Genomic DNA, 21,766 nt, shown 5'->3' on the forward strand with positions numbered 1-21,766 from the left:
GCCGTTGGCGCACCTCGGTTGTCGCCGCCGCACGCTGCGGTGCGGCCGCGACAGCCGAGGTGGCACCGGTCCGAGCTCAATTCACCGCGGCGTACGCACCGCGAGCTGTTCGAGGACGGCAACCATGCGGTCGATCTCCGCACAGGTGTTGTAGAAGGCGAACGACGGACGCACCGTCGCCTCCAGGCCGAGGCGACGCAGGATCGGCTGCGCGCAGTGATGCCCGGCCCTGACGGCGATGCCCTTCTCGTTCAACGCCTTTCCGACCTCGATCGGCTCGTACCCGGCCATCACGAACGACAGCACGCTCGCTTTGTTCGGGGCGGTACCGACCAGCCGGACACCGGGCACGTTCGCCACCAGCGGCGTCGCGTACTCGAGCAGTTCGTGCTCGTAGCGTGCGATGTTGTCGATGCCGATGCGCTCGATGTATTCGATCGCGGTGCCGAGGCCGACCGCATCGGCGATATTGCCGGTGCCTGCCTCGAATCGACCCGGGGGCGGCTGGAAGATCGACCGCTCCAGCGTCACATCGCTGATCATGTTGCCGCCACCCTGCCACGGCGGAACATCTTGCAGTATCTCGGATTTTCCGTAGACGACGCCGATTCCAGTCGGGCCGAACAGCTTGTGGCCGGAGAAGACGAAGAAGTCGGCGCCGATCGAGCGCACGTCGATCCTGGTGTGCGGCACCGACTGTGCCCCGTCGATGACCGTGACCGCACCGGCGCGCTGTGCCTCGGCGACGATCTCCTGCACCGGCGTCAAGGTGCCGAGCGCATTCGAAACCTGGGTCACCGAAACGAGTTTCGTGCGATCGGAGAGCAACTTGGTGTACTCGCCGAGCAGCAGCTCGCCGTTGTCGTCGACCGGGATGACCTTCAGCACCGCGCCCGTCTCACCGGCAAGCATCTGCCAGGGCACGATGTTCGCGTGATGCTCCAGGTGCGAGATGATGATCTCGTCACCTTCGCGAATGTTCTTGCGGCCCCAGGTCTGCGCGATCAGGTTGATGCCTTCGGTGGCGCCGCGGACGAAGATGATCTCTTCGGGCGACGACGCCCCGATGAACCGGGCCACGGTGTTGCGGGCCTGTTCGTAGGCATCGGTGGACCGCGCCGCCAATTCGTGTGCGGCGCGGTGGATATTGGAGTTCTCGTGCTCGTAGAAGTGCGCGAGGCGTTCGATCACCGAGCGCGGCTTCTGCGTTGTCGCGGCGTTGTCGAACCACACCAGCGGATGGCCGTTGACCCGCTCCCGCAGGATCGGAAAATCGTTGCGCACCGCGTTCACATCGAACGGCGGGTGCGCATCGGGTCGCCGACCGGCGGCCACGGCGCCGGGCGAGTTCAGGAAATAGAAGCTCGGCTCGCCCGCGGCCGGCGCCGCTGCCTCGGGAAACCGCGACGGCGACAGCACATCCCGCAACGACGGCAGCGTGGTGAAGAAGGGGTCGTAGTGCACGCCGTCGGGCTGGGTCGGCACGCTCGTCGCCTCGGCCATCGGGACCTCACGGCCCCAACTCGGCACGGTCGGCTCCGGCGTCGGGCCACCGGGCGGGGTTCCACCCGAAAGGCCTTGTGTGCCAGATGGTGTCGGTCCGGGGACAGTAGGATCGCCCTTCCCGCCGCTCGGCGTTCCGGAAACCCCGGTGACCCCCGACGACGGCACCATCGTCCGAACATCGGGCACCGCCGCGAATCCCGGCGCTCCCGCTGTTGTCGGCATCGGCGCGGACGCATCCGGCCGATGGGGTGCTGCCCCCGAAACCTCCTGCGGGCCTGCCGATGTCGCCGCGTGCGAGGGGGAAGGGACCCCTACGTTCGGCGGCGACGTCGGCACATCCGGCTGCGCGACACTCACGCCCACCGGAGCGGCGGGCAAGCCCGCCGACCCCGACGGCAGCGCCGAGAAGAATTCACCGGCAAGGCGATTCAGTGTCGCCTCGTCCGGCAGCATCCACTCGGCGCCACCTTCGTCCGCTGGGCGCGGAATGTCAGCTCCGGTAGGTCGGTGCGTAGTCATGGAACTTGCCCACCTCGGCTCCGTCGAGCACCGCCACTGCGTCGTCGGTGAGGATCGCCAGCGAGCAGTACAGCGACACCAGATACGACGCGATCGCGCTGCGATCGATACCCATGAACTTCACCGAAAGGCCCATGCCCTGTTCACCGGCCAGGCCCGGCTGATACAGGCCGACCACGCCTTGGCGTGCCTCGCCGGTCCTGATCAACACGAACTTGGTCTTGCCGCGCTCCAGCGGAACCTTGTCCGACGGAACGAGCGGGATCCCACGCCAGGTGATGAACTGGGATCCGAACATGCTCACGGTCGGCGGCGGCACACCGCGCCGGGTGCATTCCCTGCCGAAGGCAGCGATGCCCTGCGGATGAGTCAGGATGAATCCCGGCTCCTTCCACACCTTCGTGATCAGGTTGTCGATATCGTCGGGCGTTGGCGGCCCGGCGATCGTCGTGATGCGTTGCGACTTGACGGCATTGGCAATGAGTCCGTAGTCGGGGCTGTTGATCAGCTCGCCTTCTTGGTGCTCCTTGATGGCCTCAATCGTCAATCGCAACTGCTGAGCAATCTGGTCGTGCGGGCTCGAATACAGATCCGAGACGCGGGTGTGCACATCCAGGATCGTGTGCACTGCCTTGAGTCGGTACTCCCGCGGGTCCCGCTCGTAATCGATGAACGTCTCCGGAAGCGGAGACTCGTCGAAGTTGTCGCACTGAATATCGACGGTGTTCTCGTGGGTAACCCGGTTTCTCCGGTAGATACCGGCTTCGACGGGAACCCAATCCAGCAAATGCACCAACCACCGTGGGGTGATCGACTGCATCTGCGGGACGGTCTTCGTTGCGTTAGCCAGTGTCCGGGCAGCTTCATCGCCCAGTGCTACCGGCCGTGGAACAGCTTTAGTCATCGAACCACCTTGGGATCGGCAAATCCACCGTTACCAGCCCGATCATGCTAGCCCTTGCCCCTGGCAATGCCCGGATCGACCCTATTGCCCGCCTTGTTCCGCGCGCCGCGCATCGCGCTGACGGCGTGCGGCGCGGCACGAGGGCGAGAAAAACGTCGAGGCAATCCTCGAGTCGGAAACCAAGACTCGAGGATTGCGAAGAAAAGTCGACGCGATTCCTCGCGGCGCGAGAATCAGCGCAACGCGAGAGCGAGAAAGAAGTCGACGCGATCCTCGAGCCGGGACAGGTCGCGCCCGGTGAGTTCTTCGATGCGCTGGATCCGATAACGCAGCGTGTTGACGTGGACGTGCAGCAGCTCGGCGCACTTGGTCCACGACCCGGACACCTCGAGGAACGTTTCCAGGGTGTGCACCAGGTCGGCGCGGTTGTCCTGGTCGTAGGTGGTGAGCGGGTCGAGCAGCCGCAGCCGGAACATGCGCCGCACTTCGTCGGGAACCGAGGCGAGCAGCAGCATGTGGGTGGCGAGCTCGTCGTGGCCGACGACGCTGGCCGGCTGCAGGCGACCGGCGGCCATCCTGCGTGCGTAGCGGGCCTCCTCGACGGCGCCGCGCAACCCCTCACCGTCGACGACGCCGCTCACGCCGACGGATAGTCGGCTGCCACGCAACCCCGGCTCCAAAGCGGTGACCGCACGGTTGATTTCGTCGATGACCGGGCTGTCCGGCCCTGCCGGAATCAGCGCGATCGCCTCGCCGTCCACCACGCCGGCGGCCGGCCTTCTGCCGTAAAGGATTTCGCGAAGCAGTACGCGTAGCTCGCCGGGCCGCAGGCTGTCATCGGCGGCGGCCGCGACCGCGATATAGGTTTCCGCGGGTCCGAGCCCGGTCAGCTCGAGCCGCGAAATGATCTCTGTCGGTTTGGCATCCGACACGATCAGCTCGATGAGCTCCTGCGCGAGCCGTCCCTCGGCGCTCTGCCGATCGTCTTGCCGCGCGCGTTCCAGCGAGACCACCGCGGCGAGCTCACCGGCGAGCGCACGCCGCTCCTCGGGCCATTCGGTGTAGTCACCTTCGAACACCAGGAACCAGTCGGCGGCTCGGGACGTGCGATGCTCGTCGACCGCGAACAGCGAGAACCTGGCCTTGTCGTCCAGGAACGCCAGCGGCAGCCTGCGCGCGCTGAGGAACGCGGGAGTCACCTCGACCGGCGGCGGCGTCGCAGGCCCGGCGACCACCCGCCCGGTGGACGACATCACCCAACATCGCATGCCGAGATCGCGTTCGATGAGCTCGAGCACCGACCCGAGTCCCGCCCCGGACACGAGCTGGCGATGCCGATCGAGGATCGCGGTGAGATCGGCCGCCCGCCCGGTCGACAGATTGCGGGTGATCTGCTCGGTGACCGCGGCGAACGCGACGTTCTCCGGCACCCGAAACAGGGGAATCCGATGCTTGCGACAGGCCTCGACCACATCGGGCGGCGCGCCACCGTATCGCGCATCGCCCGCGGCCATCCCCGCCACGCCGGCCTGGGCCAGCGCACGGACGAACACCTCGCTGTCGGCGGGATCGTGGCGCCACTGCATACCGGTGAGCACCAGCTCGCCGCCGGACAGGTAGCGACCGGGATCGAGCATGTCCGTGGTCACCACCCAACGCACGAACCGGTCCAACTCTTCTTCGCCGGTGACGAGTTCGAGTCCCAGGTCCGCCATGGTCAGCAGTGATCGAAGGCGCACGGTCCGAAGGCTAACAGTCGGCCCCCTGGTGAACGCCCTTGGACATTCACACAAAGAGTGCGGTGTGAACTGGCGCACAGTTCAGATTTCTCGTTTCTAGCTGCGGTTCTGCTCGCCGGGTGTACTTGCGGAACAGATTGGCGAACCCCGACAGGAGGTCAGATGGCAGGCGACATCGGATGGCTGAACGCGTTGCCACCGGAGGCGGCCGAGCAGGAACTGCTCGCCTGCTGTGCGTCCAGGCAGTGGGCGCAGAAGGTGGCGGCGACCAGGCCGTACCCCGACGTCGACAGCGTCATCGCCGCCGCGGTGACCGCGGTGTGCGAGCTGGGCTGGCCGGAGGTCGAGGAGGCGCTCGCGGCGCATCCGCGCATCGGTGACCGCGCGAAGGCCGAGCTGTCCGAGCGGGAGGCGGCGTGGTCGCGTGGCGAGCAGTCCGGCGCCGCGACCGCCGACCTCGCCGTGCGCAGAGAGCTCGCCGCGGGCAATCAGGCCTATGAGGATCGCTTCGGCCACGTCTTCCTGATCCGTGCGACCGGGCGCAGCGCCGAGGAGATGCTCACCGAGCTGCGCAAGCGCCTGGCCAATTCGGTCCTCGACGAGCGCATCAAAGTACAGAGCGAGCTCGCCGACATCACCCGCCTGCGCGTGCGAAAGCTGCTGGGGGACAAGTGAGTCTGTCCACCCATGTGCTGAACGCGGTGACCGGGCGTCCCGCCGCGGGGCTGCTGGTGCGCCTGTCGCGCGCGGACGGCACCGTGCTCGCCGAGCGGCACACCGACGACGACGGCCGGATCAAGGATCTACCCGCTCCGGAAATCGGCACGCACCGGCTGACTTTCGACACCGGCGAGATCAGCCCCTTCTATCCCTCGGTCGCCATCGACTTCACCGTCGCCGACCCGGCCGCGCACTACCACGTGCCGCTGCTGCTCAGCCCGTATTCCTACTCCACTTATCGAGGTAGCTGAACAATGTCGATCAAGCTCGGACCGAACCGATATGGCAAAGCGGAGACCCATGTCGTCAGCGTGACGAAAAACGGTGGCGTGCACGAGATTCGCGATCTCAATGTCGGGGTGGCGCTCTCCGGCGACATGGACGAGGTGCACCTTACCGGCGACAACGGCGCGGTGCTGCCGACGGACACCCAGAAGAACACCGTTTTCGCCTTCGCCAAAGAGCACGGCATCAGCTCACCCGAGGCCTTCGGTGTCCTGCTGGCACGGCATTTCGTCGATTCGCAGCCGTCGATCCACCATGCGCGGGTCAGCGTCGAGGAGTACGCGTGGGAGCGGATCGTGATCGACCCTGGCGACGATCAGCACTCGTTCGTCCGCTCCGGCAAGGAGATCCGCACCGCCCGCGTGCACTACGACGGCGAAAAGGCCTGGGTTGTCGCGGGATTGCAGGGCCTGGTGGTACTCAACTCGACCGGTTCGGAGTTCCACGGCTATCTCAAAGACAAGTACACGACGCTGAAGGAAGCCTACGACCGCATCCTGGCCACCGAGGTCAACGCGGAGTGGCGCTTCGTCGACGAGCCGAGCGACTGGGACAAGACCTATCGTGAGGCCAGGAACGCGCTGCTGGAGGCGTTCGCGGAGACCTACAGCTATTCGCTGCAGCAGACGCTGTACGCGATGGGCGAGCGCGTGCTGAACGCCTGCCCCGAGGTCGGCGAGGTGCGGCTGTCGCTGCCCAACAAACACCATTTCGTCGTCGATCTGTCCGCGTTCGGACTGGAGAACGACAACGAGGTGTTCTACGCCGCCGACCGCCCGTACGGCCTGATCGAGGGGACCGTGCTGCGCGAGGACGCGCCCGCCGCCGGTCCGGCGTGGGAGTGACGATGGACTTTCTCCGACCGACCAGCTGGGCCGACGCCCTCGACCTCAAGGCGACCCGTCCGGACGCCAGCCCGATCCAGGGTGGCACCGACATGATGGTCGAGCTCAACTTCGACAAGGGCAGGCCGAGCGCGCTGCTCGATCTCAACCCGTGCCGAGAACTGTTCGAGTACAAGGAGATCGACGGCAAGATCCGCATCGGCTCCGGTGTGCCGTACGTCCGGATCATCAACCGGCTCGCCGGACCGCTGCCCGGCCTGGCGCAGGCGTCGCGCACTGTCGGCTCGCCGCAGATCCGCAACCGCGGCACCGTCGGCGGCAACCTGGGCGGTGCCTCGCCGGCCGGCGACGCCCACCCCGCGCTGCTCGCGGGCAACGCGGTGGTCGAGGTCGAATCGGCGGCCCGCGGCACCAGGATGATCCCGATCGACGATTTCTACATCTGGGTGCGCAAGACCGCGCTGGAGCCGGACGAGCTGATCCGGGCGATCTGGCTGCCGCCCGCCGAAGGGCCGCAATACTTTTCGAAGGTCGGCACCCGCAACGCCATGGTGATCGCGGTGTGCTCGTTCTCGATCGCGTTGTACCCCAGCACCGCAACCGTGCGCACCGGCATCGGCTCGTCCGGCCCGACCCCGTTGCGGGCCGAGCCCGCCGAGGAATTCCTGGCCACGCAGCTGCCGTGGCACGATCCCGCGCCGCTCACCGAGCGGGTGCTTCGCGAGTTCGGCGCGCTCGTCGCGGCGGCCGCGAAACCGATCGACGACGTGCGCGGCACCGCCGACTACCGCAAGCACGCCCTCTCGGTGCTGGCCCGCCGCACTCTCGGCTGGGCATGGACGGACTACCTAGTAGAAAGGAAGGCAGCCTGATGCGCGTGACCTTCGACGTGAACGGTGCACCGGAGACGGTCGACGACGTCTGGGAGGGCGAGAGCCTGCTCTACATGCTGCGCGAGCGCATGGGCCTGCCCGGCTCCAAGAACGCCTGTGAACAAGGCGAATGTGGCTCGTGCACCGTCTATTTGGACGGCACTCCGGTGTGCTCGTGTCTGGTGGCGGCCGGGCAGGCCGAGGGCCGCTCGGTGCGCACCGTCGAGGGCCTGGCCAGCGGTGCGCAGCTGGATCCGATGCAGCAGGCGTTCGTCGAGGCAGGCGCGGTCCAATGTGGCTTCTGCACGCCGGGTCTCATCGTGCAGGCGCACGACCTGATCGAGCACAATCCCGAGCCGAGCGTTGTGGAGATCCGCGAGGCGCTGGCCGGAAACCTCTGCCGCTGCACCGGTTACGAGAAGATCCTCGACGCGGTCCGGCTGGCGGCGCAGCGGAAGGCGGCGGCGAAATGAGCGCGGGTGAGCCGAAGACCGTCATCGAAAACGCTTACATCGCACCGGTTGTCGGTGCAGAGATCCCGTCCGGCCATGTGGTGATCGCCGATGGCCGCATCGCATCGATCGGCGCGGGACCCGCTCCCGTCCTCCCGGACGCACGGCGCATCGACGGCACCGGCTGCCTGGTCACCCCCGGTCTGGTCAACACCCACCACCACCTCTACCAGTGGGCGACCCAAGGCCTGTACCAGGATTCGACACTGTTCGAATGGCTCACCGGGCTCTACCGCACCTGGGCAGGCATGGACGCCGACGTCGTCTACGGCGCCGCGTCGGCCGGACTGGGCTGGCTCGCGCTGACCGGGACCACCACTAGCAGCGACCATCACTACGTGTTCCCGAAGGGACGCGGCGATCTGTTCGAGGCCGAGGTCAGGGCCGCCCACGAGCTCGGCATCCGGTTCCATCCGTGCCGCGGCTCGATGGACCGCGGTCAGTCCGCAGGCGGTCTGCCGCCGGACGAGGTGGTCGAGGACCGCGACGAGATCCTGCTGAACACCTCGGAAACCATTGACAAGTACCACGATCCGTCGTTCGATTCGATGCTCCGGGTCGCCGTCGCGCCCTGCTCGCCGTTCTCGGTGAGCGAGGGCCTGATGACCGACGCGGCGCTGCTGGCCCGCACCAAGGGTGTCCGGCTGCACACCCATCTCGCCGAAACCCTCGACGAGGAAGAGCACTGCCGCGAGCAGATGGGGTGCACCCCCGTGGAATACATGGAGAAGCTCGGCTGGCTCGGCGACGACGTGTGGTTCGCTCACGCGGTGCACCTGCACGACGCCGACATCCGCCGCTTCGCCGAAACCGGCACCGGCTCAGCGCATTGCCCCAGCTCCAACGCCCGACTCGGCGCGGGCATCGCCAGAGTCTCGGAGCTGCTGCGTGCCGGCGCGACGGTCGGCCTCGGTGTCGACGGCGCCGCGTCGAGCGAATTGACCTCGATGGCAGGCGAATTGCGCCAGGCGATGCTGTTCCAGCGCGCGGTGCACGGCCCGACCGCGCTGACCGCGCGCCAGGCCTTGGAGATCGGCACCTTGGGTGGTGCGCGAAACCTCGGCCGTCAGCAGGAGATCGGCAGCCTCGAGGTGGGCAAGCTGGCGGACATCGCGATGTGGCGGGTGGACGGCTTCCGTGCCGCGCTCACCGACCCGGTGTGCGCCTTGGTATTCGGCCCGACGCCGCCACTGGCCCGCTTGCTCGTCGGCGGCCGGACCGTCGTCGAGAACGACGAGTTGCGCACCGTATCCCACGATGCCGTCGGCAGGGCAGGGGCGGCCGCGCGCCAGCGGCTACTGGAGCGGGAGGAGTCACGATGACCGCGGTACGAGGCACCCGATTCCCCGGCGAGGTCGCCGCACCGGGCAAGGGCGGCATCGGCGAGAGCCCGCTGCGCCCGGACGGCACGCTGAAGGTCAAGGGCGACTTCGCCTATGCCTCCGACCTCTGGATGGACGGCATGCTGTGGGGCGCCACGTTGCGCAGCCCGCACCCGCGCGCTCGCATCCTGAGCATGGACATCAGCCAGGCGCTGGCCTTGCCGGGCGTGCACGCGGTGCTCACTCACGACGACGTGCCGGGCCGCAAGCACTACGGGCTCGACATGACGTGGGACCAGCCGGTATTGGCGTTCGACGAGGTCCGCCACCACGGCGAGCCGATCGCGCTGGTCGCCGCGGACCATCCCGAAATCGCCCGCCGCGCCATCGAAGTCATCGCGATCGAGTGGGAAGTGCTGACCCCCATCACCGATCCGCTCGCGGTGATCGCCGATCCGGTGACCAACGCGGTGCAGGAACGCGGCGGCATCGCCAGGCATCAGCCCGTCCGGGTCGGCGATCTCGCGGTCGGCCGCGCGCTGTCCGACGTGGTGGTGACCGGCGAATACGAGGTCGGCATTCAGGACCAGGCGTTCCTCGGCCCCGAGGCGGGTCTGGTCGCGCCGAACGAGGTCGGCGGGCTCGATTTCTATATCGCCACCCAGTGGATGCACAACGACCTCGACCAGATCGGTCCCTGTCTCGGCCTGGCCGCGGACAAGATCAGGATGACCCTGGCGGGCGTCGGCGGCGCGTTCGGCGGCCGCGAGGACCTGTCGATGCAGATCCACGCGGGCATGCTCGCGCTCTACACCGGCAAGCCGATCAAGATGATGTACAACCGCGAGGAATCCTTCTTCGGGCACGTGCACCGGCATCCGGCGCAGCTGCGGTACGAGTACGGCGTGACCAGGGCGGGCAAGATCGTCTTCGCCGACGTGCAGATCGTGCTCGACGGCGGCGCCTACACCTCGGCCACGCTCAACGTCACCGGCAACGCGTCCTCACTTGCCTTGGGGCCCTACGAGGTTCCGCATATCAAGATCGATGCGTACGGCGTCTACACGAACAACCCGCCGTGCGGCGCGATGCGCGGATTCGGCGCGGTACAAGCCTGTTTCGCGCACGAGTCGATGATGGACAAGATCGCCGAGACGCTCGACCTCGATCCGGTGCACGTGCGTCAGGTGAACGCGGTTTCCCAGGGCTCCAAGCTGGCGACCGGCCAGATCATCCATGCGCCGATGCCGATGGCGCAGATGCTGGCGCAGGCGCGCGCGATGCCGCTGCCCGCACCGCTCGACCCGTCCGATATCCGCAATCTGCCCGGTGGCGCCTCACAGACCACGCACGGCGAGGGCGTGGTGCGCGGCATCGGCTACGGCGTCGGCATCAAGAACATCTGCTTCTCCGAAGGTTTCGACGACTATTCGACCGCAAGGGTGCGACTCGAGGTGATCGGCGGCGAACCCGTCGCGCTGGTGCACACCGCGGCCGCCGAGGTCGGCCAGGGCCTGGTCACCGTCGAAGCGCAGATCGCGCGCACCGAACTCGGCATCGAGCGGGTCACCATCCATCCGGCGGACAACCAGATCGACAGCGCCGGTTCCTCTTCGGCCTCCAGGCAGACCTACATGACCGGCGGCGCGGTGAAGGCCGCGTGCGAGGCGGTGCGGATGCGCGTACTCGCCTTGGCCCAAGGACGTTTCGGCGCCACCCGCGGCCTGCGGTTGGTCGGCGGCAAGGTGGTGTCCGAGCGCGGCGAAGTGTACGCCGCGATCGTGGATCTCCTCGGTGACGAAATCATCGAGGAGACAAGGAAATACCACCACAAGCCGACCACGGGGATGGATCCGGTGACGGGACAGGGCAACAGCCACACCCAGCTGGCCCTGTGCGTGCACCGCGCCGTGGTGGACGTCGACACCGAACTCGGCCTCGTCAAGGTCGTCGCACTGGACGCCGTCCAGGACGTCGGCAAGATCATGAACCGCCTGTCGCTGGAGGGCCAGATCCACGGCGGCTCCGCCCAAGGCCTCGGCCTGGCGGTCATGGAGGAAATCCAGGTCCGCGACGGAAAGGTGCTCAACCCGTCCTTCACCGACTATCTGATCCCCACCATTCTCGATTCGCCGCCACAGCGGCTCGAGATTCTCGAAAACGCCGACCCGCACGCCCCATACGGGCTGCGCGGCGCCGGGGAGCCACCCACGCTCTCCTCGACTCCCGCGATCGTCTCGGCCATTCGCGACGCATGCCGATCCGCGGGAGGAACCGTGCACATCAACCGAGTGCCGGTGCGTCCGGAAGACATCATCCGGAGCAGTTGATCAACAGGGGCAGACCGCCTTTCGTGCCCCGCTCGGCACGGCGGTAGGGACCCCACAACAGCAGAACCGAACCAGGCGATCCGGCCGCTCACGCCGGATCGCAGGTCGGCTATGCCCCGAGGAGGGCACGCCAATGACCCAAGTACAGACCCACTCCGCCACTCCGGAGCCGGCCACCGGAAGGTCCGCGCTCGACAGATATTTCCGGCTGAGTGCACGCAACACCACCGTCTCGCGCGAAATCCGCGGCGGCATCACCACGTTCGTCGCGATGGCCTACGTTATCCTGCTCGTCCCGCTGATCATCGGCGGGGTCAAGGACATCGACGGCAACAGCCTGAGCATCGCCCAACTCACCACCGCCACCGCGTTTTCCGCGGGGCTGAGCACCATCCTGATGGGCGTGGTCGGCAACGTTCCACTCGCCTTGGCGGCCGGACTCGGTGTCGTCCCGGTGGTCGCCTTCCAAGCGGCGCCGCACATGACGTGGCCGCAGGCCATGGGCCTGGTGGTGTTGATGGGCGTCGTCATCGTGATCCTGGCGGCGACCGGTCTGCGCACGATGATCATCAATGCCATTCCGCTGTCGCTGAAGAACGCGATCGGCGTCGGCATCGGCATGTTCATCGCGATGATCGGCCTGGTTTCGGCCGGCGTGGTCGGCCACGGGGCGCAGACCGGCCCGCCGGTCACGCTCGGTGCGGGCGGCCACCTCTCCGGTTGGCCCGTAGTGATTTTCGCGGTCGGGCTGCTGCTCATGCTCGCGCTGTTCATCCGCAAGGTGCCCGGTGCGATCCTGATCAGCATCGCCATCGCCACCGTGCTCGCCATCGCGGTGAACTCGCTGGCGAAGGTCGACGCGAAGGCGTGGGGCCCGGTGGTGCCGGAGACGCCGAAGGGCTTCTTCGCCGCGCCGGACTTCGGCCTCCTGCTCAACGTCGACCTGATCGGCGGATTCGCCAGGGCGGGTGGGCTTGTCGCAGGCGTCGTGCTGTTCACCCTGGTGCTCACCGGCTTCTTCGACGCCATGGGCACCGTGTTCGGCGTCTGTGACGAGGCGGGGCTGCTCGACGAGCGCGGCACCATGCCCGGCCTCGGCAAGGTGCTGACCATCGACGGCATCGGGCAGGTCATCGGCGGTGTCAGCGGCGGGGCAGGGAATACCGTCTACGTCGAATCGGCGACGGGCGTCGGTGAGGGTGCCCGTACCGGCTTGGCGAGCGTGATGACCGGTGGATTGTTCTGTCTCGCAGTGCTGTTCACCCCGCTCGCCGCGGTGGTGCCGATCCAGGCCGCGGCCCCGGCGCTCGTGCTGGTCGGCGCGTTGATGATGACCCAGGCCCGCAAGATCGACTGGGCCGACCTGGAGGTCGCGGTGCCCGCGTTCCTCACCATCGTGCTGATGCCCTTCACCTACTCGATCACCAATGGTGTCGGCGCAGGGGTCATCGCGTACGTGGTGATCAAGGCGGCGCGCGGGAAGTTCCGCGAAATCCATTGGCTGATCTGGGTGGTCGGCGTGGTCTTCGCAGGCTACTTCGGCATCGCGGCCATCGAACTATTGCTCGGCGGATAGAACGGCAGAACAATGCGTGACCTCGCGGCAGAACTCTTGCAATGGCATTCGGCGGGCAAGTCCTACGCCGTAGCCACCGTCATCGGTGTCAGCGGCAGTGCGCCGCGGCCGCCCGGCGCCGCCCTGGCGGTGGACGCCGAAGGGGTAGTGATCGGGAGCATTTCCGGTGGCTGCGTCGAGGGTGCGGTGTACGAGCTCTGCCGCGAGGTGCTGCGCACCGGGCGGCCGGTGCGCGAAAGTTTCGGATACAGCGACGATGACGCGTTCGCCGTCGGACTGACCTGCGGCGGCACCATCGAGGTATTCGTCCAGGCGATCACGCCTGCCGAGCACGACACGATCGAGGCGCTGCTGCGGTCGGCCGAGCCGGTGGCGCTGGTGCGTGACCTGAATAGCGGTGCCGCAATGGCTTTGGGGCCGTGGTGGACGCTCGGCGCGACCTTCGAGTCGACGGTCGTCGCGGAGGGGCGGGCGATGCTCGACACCGGAAGCACCGGGGTGCGGGTGATCGGCTGCGGCAATCGCGAACGCACCGTGTTCGTGGAATCCTACGTACCTCCGCCGCGCATGATCGTCTTCGGCGCAATAGATTTCGCGTCTGCGGTGACGAGCATCGGCCGGTTCCTCGGCTATCACGTCACTGTGTGCGACGCCAGGCCGGTGTTCGCTACGCAGGCCCGCTTTCCAGACGCGCACGAGGTGGTCGTCGAGTGGCCCGACAAGTATCTGGCCCGAACCTCGGTCGACGCGCGGACGGTGCTGTGCGTGCTGACGCACGATGCGAAGTTCGATATCCCGTTGCTGGAGTTGGCTTTACGGCTTCCCGTTGCCTATGTCGGCGCGATGGGATCGCGGCGCACCCATGACGAGCGGATGGCCGCCCTGCGTGCCATCGGCTTGTCGGAATCCGAACTGGCCGTGCTGCATTCGCCGATCGGACTGGATCTGGGCGGGCGCACGCCTGCCGAGACCGCGGTCGCCATCGCCGCCGAGATCGTCGCGGTCCGCCGAGGCGGCTCCACGCAACCGCTCACCGTGAGCGACGGTCCGATTCACCGGGACTTATTGCCTGCCTGGTGATCGGCTGGAGCATCCTACGAAATCGGCCGGAGAATGATCGACCACCTTTGGGTTGATCTCATCTACCCCGATAACGCGTAATCCACGCATACTTGGTGCAATTCGAGATAAAGGACCCGATAATGCCGTTGATTTTCCTGAACGGCTCCGCCATGCGCGGAGGGCCGCTCAATCACCTGTTGAACGGCGCACCGTTCGCCGGTGAAGCGAAAACCGCTCCGCGCTACCGATTCTTCTCGGTCGGCGACCGTTTTCCCGGCCTCGACCCCGCGCCGGACGGCGGGCATTCGATTGTCGGCGAGCTGTTCGACGTGCCGCTCGATGTGCTTCGTGAGCAGCTGCTTCCCGCCGAACCGCCGGAGCTCGAGCTCGGCGCGATCGAGCTGGACGACGGCCGCTCGGTCCTCTCGATGGTGTTGCGCCGCCCGCCGACCTCGTACCCGGAACTGATCGACATCACCAGGATCGGCAGCTGGAAGAAATATCGCGAAGGAGCTGAATGAAGCATTACGCAGGGGAGTCCGGTCTCCCGAAATTCGACGTCAATTGTTCGATCCTCTTCACCGATCTGCCGCTGCTGGAACGTCCCGCCGCCGCCAAGGCGGCCGGATTCGACGGTGTCGAATTCTGGTGGCCCTTCGGCGAAGATCCGACACCTGCCGACAAAGAGATCGATGCGTTCGTTCGCGCGATCGATGACGCAGGCGTTGCGTTGGTCGGCCTGAATTTCATCGACCTGATTCCGGTGGGGCGCGGACTGGTTTCAGTGCCCGGTGAGATCACCAGGTTCCGGGACAACATCGAGGTGGCGGTCGGCATCGCCGAGCGCACCGGCTGCCGTGCCCTGAATGCCCTGTACGGCAACCGCATTGCGGGTGAGGACCCGGCGGTGCAGGACGAGATCGCGCTGGAAAACCTGCGGCTGGCTGCGAGCGCCGCTGCCCGGATCGACGCCGTCGTCCTGGTCGAAGCGCTGAACGCCCATGAGTCGCCGCACTATCCGATCGTCAGCGCCGAGCATGCCGTGCGCGTGATCGAGCAGACCGGTGCGCCGAACGTGCGGTTCCTCTGCGACCTCTACCACCTGGCGAAGATGGACGAGAACCTGATCGAGGTGATCAAGACGCACGCGCGCCACCTCGGCCACGTGCAGATCGCCGACGATCCCGGCCGCGGCAGGCCTGGCACCGGCGAGCTCGACTTCGCCACGCTCTTCGACACCCTCGCCGCCGCAGGCTACGACGGCTGGATCGGCCTCGAATACAAAGACCCCGAGCTGGATTGGACGTGGATCAAATGACCAAGATCGCCTTTATCGGCCTCGGCATCATGGGGAGCCCGATGGCGGGCCACCTTGTCGCCGCCGGGCACGAGGTGACCGGCTACGACATCGGCCCGAGGGGGCTCGACAAGCTGAAGGCCGCCGGTGGGTCCGCCGCTCCCAGCGTCGCGGAGGCGGTGCAGGACAAGGACATCGTCATCACGATGCTGCCGCAAGACGAGCAGATCGAGGCGGTCTTCCCTGAGATCGTCGAGCACTCGGTGCCCGGCGCGCTGTACATCGATTTCTCCACGATCACCCCGAAGACCGCGAAGTGGACCGCCGAACAGGGCCAGAAGAACGGGCTGCGGGTGCTCGACGCCCCGGTCAGCGGCGGTGAGGCGGGTGCGGTGAACGCGGCGCTGTCCATCATGGTCGGTGGCTCTGCGGCCGACTTCGAGGCCGCGACACCGATTTTCGAGACGGTCGGAAAGACCTTCGCGTTGGTCGGCGGCAACGGCGCGGGCCAATGCGTCAAGGCGGCCAACCAGCTCGTCGTCGGCGGCACCTACGCCCTGGTGGCCGAGGCGATTCTGCTGATGGAGAACCTGGGCGCCGACGCGGCCAAGGGCCTCGACGTGCTGGCAGGCGGGCTCGCGGGCAGCAAGATCCTCGAGCTCAAGCGCGAGACCATGCTGGCCCGCAACTTCGTGCCCGGCTTCCGGATCGACCTGCACCACAAGGACATGGGCATCATCCTGCAGGCCGCGCGTGAGGCCGAGGTGTCCATCCCGATGGGCGCGCTCACCGCGCAGCTCATCGCCGCGGCGCGGGCCATGGGCTACGGCGCACTGGACCACTCGGGCCTGCTGCTGGTCGCGGAGGCGCTGTCGGGCCGGGGCGAAGCATGAAGATGCGCACCGTCGACGCCGCGGTCTTGATCCTCGAAAAGGAGGGCTCGACGCAGGCGTTCGGGCTGCCCGGCGCGGCGATCAACCCGTTCTACAGCGCGATGAAAGCGCACGGCGGCATCAAGCATGTGCTCGCCCGCCACGTCGAGGCTGCCTCGCATATGGCGGAGGGGTACACCCGTGCGGCCGCGGGCAACATCGGTGTCTGCATCGGGACGTCGGGCCCCGCAGGCACCGACATGATCACCGGGTTGTATTCGGCCAGTGCGGATTCCATTCCGATCCTGTGCATCACCGGCCAGGCGCCGGTGTCGAAGTTGCACAAGGAGGACTTCCAGGCCGTCGATATCTCCTCGATTGCCGCGCCGGTGGCGAAGTGGGCGGTCACCGTCCTCGAGCCGGCGCAGGTGCCGGGCACGTTCCAGAAGGCGTTCCAGCTGATGCGCGAGGGCAGGCCCGGGCCGGTGCTGATCGACCTGCCGATCGATGTGCAACTCGCCGAGATCGAGTTCGACATCGCGACCTACGAACCGCTCACGGTGCACCGCCCGGCCGCCACCCGGGCGCAGGCGGAGAAGGCACTTGCGATGCTGAACGCGTCCGAGCGTCCGCTGCTCGTCGCAGGCGGTGGCATCGTCAATGCTGACGCCGCGCATCTGCTTGTCGAATTCGCCGAACTGACCGGTGTTCCCGTGGTGCCGACGCTGATGGGCTGGGGCACCATCCCCGACGATCATGCGCTGCACGCCGGCATGGTCGGCTTGCAGACCTCGCACCGGTACGGCAACGCCACGCTGCTGGAGTCCGATTTCGTGCTCGGCATCGGCAACCGGTGGGCCAACCGCCACACCGGCGGCGTCGAAACCTACACCAAGGACCGCACTTTCGTGCACGTCGATATCGAGCCGACCCAGATCGGCCGGGTGTTCGCGCCGGACTTCGGCATCACCTCCGACGCGGGCGCGGCATTGCGAGTCTTTCTCGAGGTGGCCCGTGAGCTCGCGGCGGTGGGAGACCTGCCCGACCGCACGGCCTGGGCGGCGCAGGTACGGGCGCGAAAGCAGCAGGGCCAGCGCAAGACCCACTTCGACAATGTGCCGATCAAACCGCAGCGTGTCTACGAGGAGATGAACCGGGCGTTCGGACCCGACGTCCGCTACGTGTCCACCATCGGACTGTCCCAGATCCAGGCCTCGCAGCTGCTGCACGTCTACCGGCCACGGCACTGGATCAACGCGGGCCAGGCCGGTCCGCTCGGCTGGACCCTGCCCGCCGCGCTCGGCGTCGCGACTGCGGACCCGGAGGCCACCGTCGTCGCGTTGTCCGGTGACTACGACTTCCAGTTCCTCATCGAGGAATTGGCGGTCGGCGCTCAGTTCAACATCCCGTATATCCATGTGCTGGTGAACAATTCATACCTGGGCTTGATTCGGCAGGCACAGCGGAACTTCAGCATGGACTACTACGTCCAGCTCGACTTCGACAACATCAACAGCCCCGAGGTCGGCGGCTACGGTGTCGACCACGTCAAGGTCGCCGAAGGGCTGGGCTGCAAGGCGATTCGCGTCTTCGAACCGGACGGTATCGGGCCCGCCCTGGAAGACGCGAAGAAGATGATCGCCGAATTCCGGGTGCCCGTCGTGGTCGAGGTGATTCTCGAGCGCGTGACGAACGTGTCGATGGGCCTGGAGATCGACAACATCGTGGAATTCGAAGACCTGGCGCGGTCCGCCGCGGACGCGCCGACGGCCACTGTCGCCATCGAACCGGAACCGGAACCGGTCGGAGGCGGCAGGTGAGCGGGCCGGACGCTTCCCACCAGCCCGCGATGTTCGATATCGCGGAGTTCGGCACGGATATGCGCGGCGGGTGGCGCGAAGGACACTGCGTCGTCGCCCCCGACAAGTTCAAGGGGTCGCTGACCGCGCCCCAGGTCGCCGCGCATATCGCGACCGGACTCCGCCGGGTCCGCCCAGACGTCCCCGTGGTCACCATGCCGGTGGCCGACGGTGGGGACGGCACCGTCGACGCGGTGGTGGAGTCGGGCTTCGTCCGCTTCCAGACGAGCGTCACCGGTCCACTGGGATTGCCGGTGGCTGCCTCGTTCGCGATGAGGGGCGAAGCGGCCGTGATCGAACTCGCGGAAGCGTCCGGCCTGCGTCGGCTGCCCATTCGGCCGACTTTCCACACTGCTTTGGCGGCAACGAGTTACGGCACCGGCGAGCTGATCCGTGCCGCCGCGGCCCGCGGAGCCAGGCGGGTGGTGCTCGGGCTCGGCGGCAGCGCGTGCACCGACGGCGGGGTCGGCATGATGTCGGCGCTCGGGGTGCGGTTCCTCGACGAGCAGGATCGCGAATTGCCGCCGGGCGGTGCGGCATTGAGCCGGTTGGCCCGCATCGACGCCACCGACATGCTGCAGGTGCCGATCATCGTGGCCTCCGACGTCGACAACCCGTTGCTCGGGCCGCGCGGCGCTGCGCACGTCTACGGTCCGCAGAAGGGCGCACGGGCAGGCGATGTCGACGAATTGGAGTGGGGCCTGGCCCGATTGGCCGCGATCGTCGAACGTGATCTCGGCGCCGATGTCGCCGAACGGCCGGGTGCGGGCGCGGCTGGGGGAGTCGGCTATGCCGCACTCGCCTTCCTCGGTGCGACCGTGCGCCCCGGCATCGAGATCATCCTCGAGCTGATGTCCTTCCCCGAGCAGATCGCGGGCGCCCGGCTGGTGATCACCGGCGAAGGCTCGCTCGACCCGCAGACCCTGCACGGCAAAGCGCCGGTCGGGGTTGCTCGGGCCGCGGCAGGCGCCACCGTGCCGGTCGTCGCGGTGGCAGGCCAGCGCTCGCTCACCAGCGAGCAGCTGCGCCGCGCCCACATCGAGCAGGCGTACGCGTTGACCGACCTCGAACCCGACCCCGAGGTGTGCATCGCGAACGCCGGACCTCTGTTGGAACGGCTGTCCGGCGAGATCGCCGGAGCTTGGCTGGGAGCGAGCGCACATGCATGATCTGGTTATCCGTTCGCGAAGGGTCGCACTGCCGGAGGGAATCCGTGCCGCGTCAATTGCCGTGCAGGACGGCAAGATTGCTGCCCTGGCCGACTACACGGCCGAGCTGCCCGCCGCCGCGACCACCGACCTCGCCGACCTCGTCGTGCTGCCGGGGTTGGTGGATTCGCACGTGCACGTCAACGAGCCGGGGCGGACCGAGTGGGAGGGTTTCGCCACGGCAACCAAGGCGGCCGCGGCGGGCGGGGTGACGACCATCGTCGATATGCCGCTCAATTCGCTGCCGCCGACGGTCAGCGTGCCCGATTTGGAGACCAAGCGGTCTGTTGCGGCCGGGCAGTGCCACGTCGACGTCGCGTTCTGGGGCGGTGCGATCCCGGGAAACCTGGCCGCGCTGCGACCGCTGCACGATGCGGGCGTGGTCGGGTTCAAATGCTTCCTGTCACCGTCCGGGGTCGAGGAATTCCCGCCGCTCGGCCTCGGCGAGATGGAGCAGGTGATGCGCGAGCTCGTCGCGTTCGACGGACTGCTCGTCGTGCACGCCGAAGATCCAGTGCGCCTGCGTGATCCGGTCGACGGCACCTACCGCGCGTTCCTGGATTCGCGGCCAGGTGCGGCGGAAAAGGCCGCGGTGCAGGAGGTTATCGCGCTCGCCGAAGCGACCGGCGTGCGCGCGCACATCCTGCATGTCTCGGCGGCCGCCTGCCTCGAACCGCTCGCACAGGCCCAGGCGCGCGGCGTCCGCATCACGGCCGAGACCTGCCCGCACTACCTCACGCTGTCCGCCGCCGAGGCATCGTCGACCGCGTTCAAATGCTGTCCGCCGATACGGGATTCGGGCAACCAGGACGCGCTGTGGCAAGGGCTCGCCGACGGTGTGCTCACGTGCGTGGTCTCCGATCACTCACCCTGCACGCCCGACTTGAAGGAAGGCGACTTCGCCACCGCGTGGGGCGGCATCGCCTCGCTGCAGATCGGCCTGCCCGCCGTGTGGACCGCCGCCGCCGAACGCGGCTTCCGGCTGACCGACGTGGTCCGCTGGATGGCGTCCGCGCCCGCCGAACTCGCAGGGCTGCCACACAAAGGCCGCATCGCGATCGGCTGCGACGCCGACCTGGTCGCCTTCGACCCGTGGGCGCCGATCACCGTCGACCCGGCCACGCTGGCGCACAAGAACCCGATTACGCCCTACGGCGGCCGCGAACTGCGCGGCCTCGTCCACGCCACCTGGCTGCGCGGCCGCGTCGTCGGCAACGGCAGGCCGCCCGCGGGCAACCTGATCGCCTTGCACCACAACCGACAGGGGAACCATGTCTGACTTCACCAGCCTGCCCGACCTCGCGCTCCGCACCAACCGCGCAGGCGTCGTCGCCGCCAGTGACGAATCGTTCGAGGAACGCGAAAACCTCATCAATCCTTGGGAACCCCGCTTCGCCGAGCACACCTTCGGCCCCAAAGGGCAGGAGTACGACGGCTGGGAGACCCGCCGCCACCGCGGACCCGGCCACGACTGGGCCGTCATCCGGCTCGGCATGCCAGGCATCATCCGCGGCGTCGTCATCGACACCGCCTGGTTCAAAGGCAACTATCCGCCGTTCACCTCGATCGAGGCCTGCCGTGCTCTCGGCTATCCGTCACCGGCTCAACTGGATTCGGCGGACTGGGTCGAGATCCTGCCTCGCACCGCTCTCGGTGGCGACACCAAGCACGAACTCCCCGTCGCGGATGACCGCATCTTCACCCACGTCCGCCTCAACATCTACCCCGACGGCGGCGTCGCTCGCCTGCGCGTCCACGGCGAAGTAGTACCCGACCCCGCCTTGCTCGCCGGCCTCACCGTCGACCTGGCCGCGCTGGCACACGGTGCGCGAACTATCGCGTGCTCCAACATGTTCTACTCCGCGCCCGACAACATGCTTGCTCCTGGTCTGGCACGGAACCAAGCCGAAGGCTGGGAGACCGCGCGCCGCCGGGACACCGGAAACGACTGGGCCACCATTCAACTGGCTGCCCAGGGCATCCCCGCTGTCATCGAACTCGACACAACCAATTTACTCTTCAACGCCCCAGGCGAGGCCCGCGTACTCGGCATCGATCTCCCTGCAGGCCAACCACTTCCACCGGCTGACGACCCGGCGTGGTTCGAACTGCTTCCCCGAACGGCGCTACAACCCGATACCCCACACCGTTTCCGTCTCGCGCCCACCGACCGCCCGGCAACCCACGTCCGCGTCGATATCTACCCGGACGGCGGCATCGCGCGACTCCGGGTGCTCGGCGCCCTCACCTCGGACGCCGAGCGCACCCTCAACTCCCGCTGGTTGTCGGACGGGAAGTAGACGGGACTCGCGCCCGATGTCGTCGACATAGTCTTCAA

19 protein-coding genes are annotated in these 21,766 nt (G+C 67.5%); 16 read left to right on the plus strand and 3 right to left on the minus strand.

All coding sequences use genetic code 11. The annotated features are described in order from the left end of the window. Positions 1-81: 81 nt before the first annotated feature. The 3 genes from ACGFNJ_RS30400 to ACGFNJ_RS30410 form a co-directional block, all read right to left on the minus strand. Positions 82-2,025 carry a family 2A encapsulin nanocompartment cargo protein cysteine desulfurase gene (locus ACGFNJ_RS30400; RefSeq protein ID WP_393455729.1) on the minus strand — a complete coding sequence of 648 codons (1,944 nt, stop codon included), beginning with the start codon at positions 2,023-2,025 and terminating at the stop codon, positions 82-84. After that, positions 1,997-2,929 (minus strand): family 2A encapsulin nanocompartment shell protein, encoded by a 933-nt coding sequence (locus tag ACGFNJ_RS30405; protein WP_393455732.1) that lies wholly within the window; start codon positions 2,927-2,929, stop codon positions 1,997-1,999. Before ACGFNJ_RS30405 ends, ACGFNJ_RS30400 begins: the two co-directional genes overlap by 29 nt. A gap of 233 nt (positions 2,930-3,162) precedes the next feature. Next, the gene (locus ACGFNJ_RS30410; protein ID WP_393455735.1) at positions 3,163-4,668 is read right to left on the minus strand and encodes a PucR family transcriptional regulator; all 1,506 of its coding nucleotides are present in this window, start codon (positions 4,666-4,668) and stop codon (positions 3,163-3,165) included. Positions 4,669-4,830: 162 nt separating this feature from the next. Here ACGFNJ_RS30410 and uraD point away from each other — a divergent pair, with 162 nt between their 5' ends. From uraD to alc, 16 genes are all read left to right on the plus strand, one after another. Next, positions 4,831-5,343: a 2-oxo-4-hydroxy-4-carboxy-5-ureidoimidazoline decarboxylase gene (gene uraD / locus ACGFNJ_RS30415; protein WP_393455738.1), complete on the plus strand. Its 513-nt coding sequence runs from the start codon at positions 4,831-4,833 to the stop codon at positions 5,341-5,343. After that, the gene (gene uraH / locus ACGFNJ_RS30420) at positions 5,340-5,639 is read left to right on the plus strand and encodes a hydroxyisourate hydrolase (protein ID WP_069167052.1); all 300 of its coding nucleotides are present in this window, start codon (positions 5,340-5,342) and stop codon (positions 5,637-5,639) included. The genes uraD and uraH overlap by 4 nt, the downstream gene beginning before the upstream one ends. A gap of 3 nt (positions 5,640-5,642) precedes the next feature. Further along, positions 5,643-6,518 carry a factor-independent urate hydroxylase gene (pucL, locus tag ACGFNJ_RS30425; protein WP_393455742.1) on the plus strand — a complete coding sequence of 292 codons (876 nt, stop codon included), beginning with the start codon at positions 5,643-5,645 and terminating at the stop codon, positions 6,516-6,518. A 2-nt stretch (positions 6,519-6,520) separates the two neighbouring features. Then, the gene (locus ACGFNJ_RS30430) at positions 6,521-7,390 is read left to right on the plus strand and encodes an FAD binding domain-containing protein (RefSeq protein ID WP_393455745.1); all 870 of its coding nucleotides are present in this window, start codon (positions 6,521-6,523) and stop codon (positions 7,388-7,390) included. After that, positions 7,390-7,863, plus strand: a complete 474-nt coding sequence (locus ACGFNJ_RS30435; protein WP_393455748.1) for a (2Fe-2S)-binding protein — start codon at positions 7,390-7,392, stop codon at positions 7,861-7,863. Before ACGFNJ_RS30430 ends, ACGFNJ_RS30435 begins: the two co-directional genes overlap by 1 nt. Beyond that, positions 7,860-9,224 carry an 8-oxoguanine deaminase gene (locus ACGFNJ_RS30440; protein WP_393455750.1) on the plus strand — a complete coding sequence of 455 codons (1,365 nt, stop codon included), beginning with the start codon at positions 7,860-7,862 and terminating at the stop codon, positions 9,222-9,224. The genes ACGFNJ_RS30435 and ACGFNJ_RS30440 overlap by 4 nt, the downstream gene beginning before the upstream one ends. Next, positions 9,221-11,554, plus strand: coding sequence for a xanthine dehydrogenase family protein molybdopterin-binding subunit (locus tag ACGFNJ_RS30445; protein ID WP_393455753.1), 2,334 nt, complete (start codon positions 9,221-9,223; stop codon positions 11,552-11,554). Before ACGFNJ_RS30440 ends, ACGFNJ_RS30445 begins: the two co-directional genes overlap by 4 nt. 133 nt (positions 11,555-11,687) lie before the next feature. Beyond that, on the plus strand, positions 11,688-13,130 hold the full coding sequence (locus tag ACGFNJ_RS30450; RefSeq protein WP_393455756.1) for an NCS2 family permease: 1,443 nt from the start codon (positions 11,688-11,690) through the stop codon (positions 13,128-13,130). A gap of 12 nt (positions 13,131-13,142) precedes the next feature. After that, positions 13,143-14,210, plus strand: a complete 1,068-nt coding sequence (locus tag ACGFNJ_RS30455) for an XdhC family protein (RefSeq protein ID WP_393455759.1) — start codon at positions 13,143-13,145, stop codon at positions 14,208-14,210. 122 nt (positions 14,211-14,332) lie between these two features. After that, positions 14,333-14,713 (plus strand): gamma-glutamylcyclotransferase, encoded by a 381-nt coding sequence (locus ACGFNJ_RS30460; protein WP_069167058.1) that lies wholly within the window; start codon positions 14,333-14,335, stop codon positions 14,711-14,713. After that, positions 14,710-15,510, plus strand: a complete 801-nt coding sequence (locus ACGFNJ_RS30465; protein WP_393455762.1) for a hydroxypyruvate isomerase family protein — start codon at positions 14,710-14,712, stop codon at positions 15,508-15,510. The genes ACGFNJ_RS30460 and ACGFNJ_RS30465 overlap by 4 nt, the downstream gene beginning before the upstream one ends. After that, a complete protein-coding gene (locus ACGFNJ_RS30470) occupies positions 15,507-16,382 on the plus strand; it encodes an NAD(P)-dependent oxidoreductase (protein WP_393455765.1) in 876 nt (291 codons plus the stop codon). Before ACGFNJ_RS30465 ends, ACGFNJ_RS30470 begins: the two co-directional genes overlap by 4 nt. After that, a complete protein-coding gene (gcl, locus tag ACGFNJ_RS30475; RefSeq protein ID WP_393455768.1) occupies positions 16,379-18,181 on the plus strand; it encodes a glyoxylate carboligase in 1,803 nt (600 codons plus the stop codon). The genes ACGFNJ_RS30470 and gcl overlap by 4 nt, the downstream gene beginning before the upstream one ends. A 59-nt stretch (positions 18,182-18,240) precedes the next feature. Next, on the plus strand, positions 18,241-19,389 hold the full coding sequence (locus ACGFNJ_RS30480; protein WP_393456503.1) for a glycerate kinase: 1,149 nt from the start codon (positions 18,241-18,243) through the stop codon (positions 19,387-19,389). Next, positions 19,382-20,707, plus strand: coding sequence for an allantoinase AllB (allB, locus tag ACGFNJ_RS30485; protein WP_393455771.1), 1,326 nt, complete (start codon positions 19,382-19,384; stop codon positions 20,705-20,707). Before ACGFNJ_RS30480 ends, allB begins: the two co-directional genes overlap by 8 nt. Continuing rightward, a complete protein-coding gene (gene alc, locus ACGFNJ_RS30490; RefSeq protein WP_393455774.1) occupies positions 20,700-21,728 on the plus strand; it encodes an allantoicase in 1,029 nt (342 codons plus the stop codon). The genes allB and alc overlap by 8 nt, the downstream gene beginning before the upstream one ends. Positions 21,729-21,766: the final 38 nt, after the last annotated feature.

Source organism: Nocardia sp. NPDC049149 (genome assembly GCF_043197455.1).
Lineage (GTDB): Bacteria > Actinomycetota > Actinomycetes > Mycobacteriales > Mycobacteriaceae > Nocardia.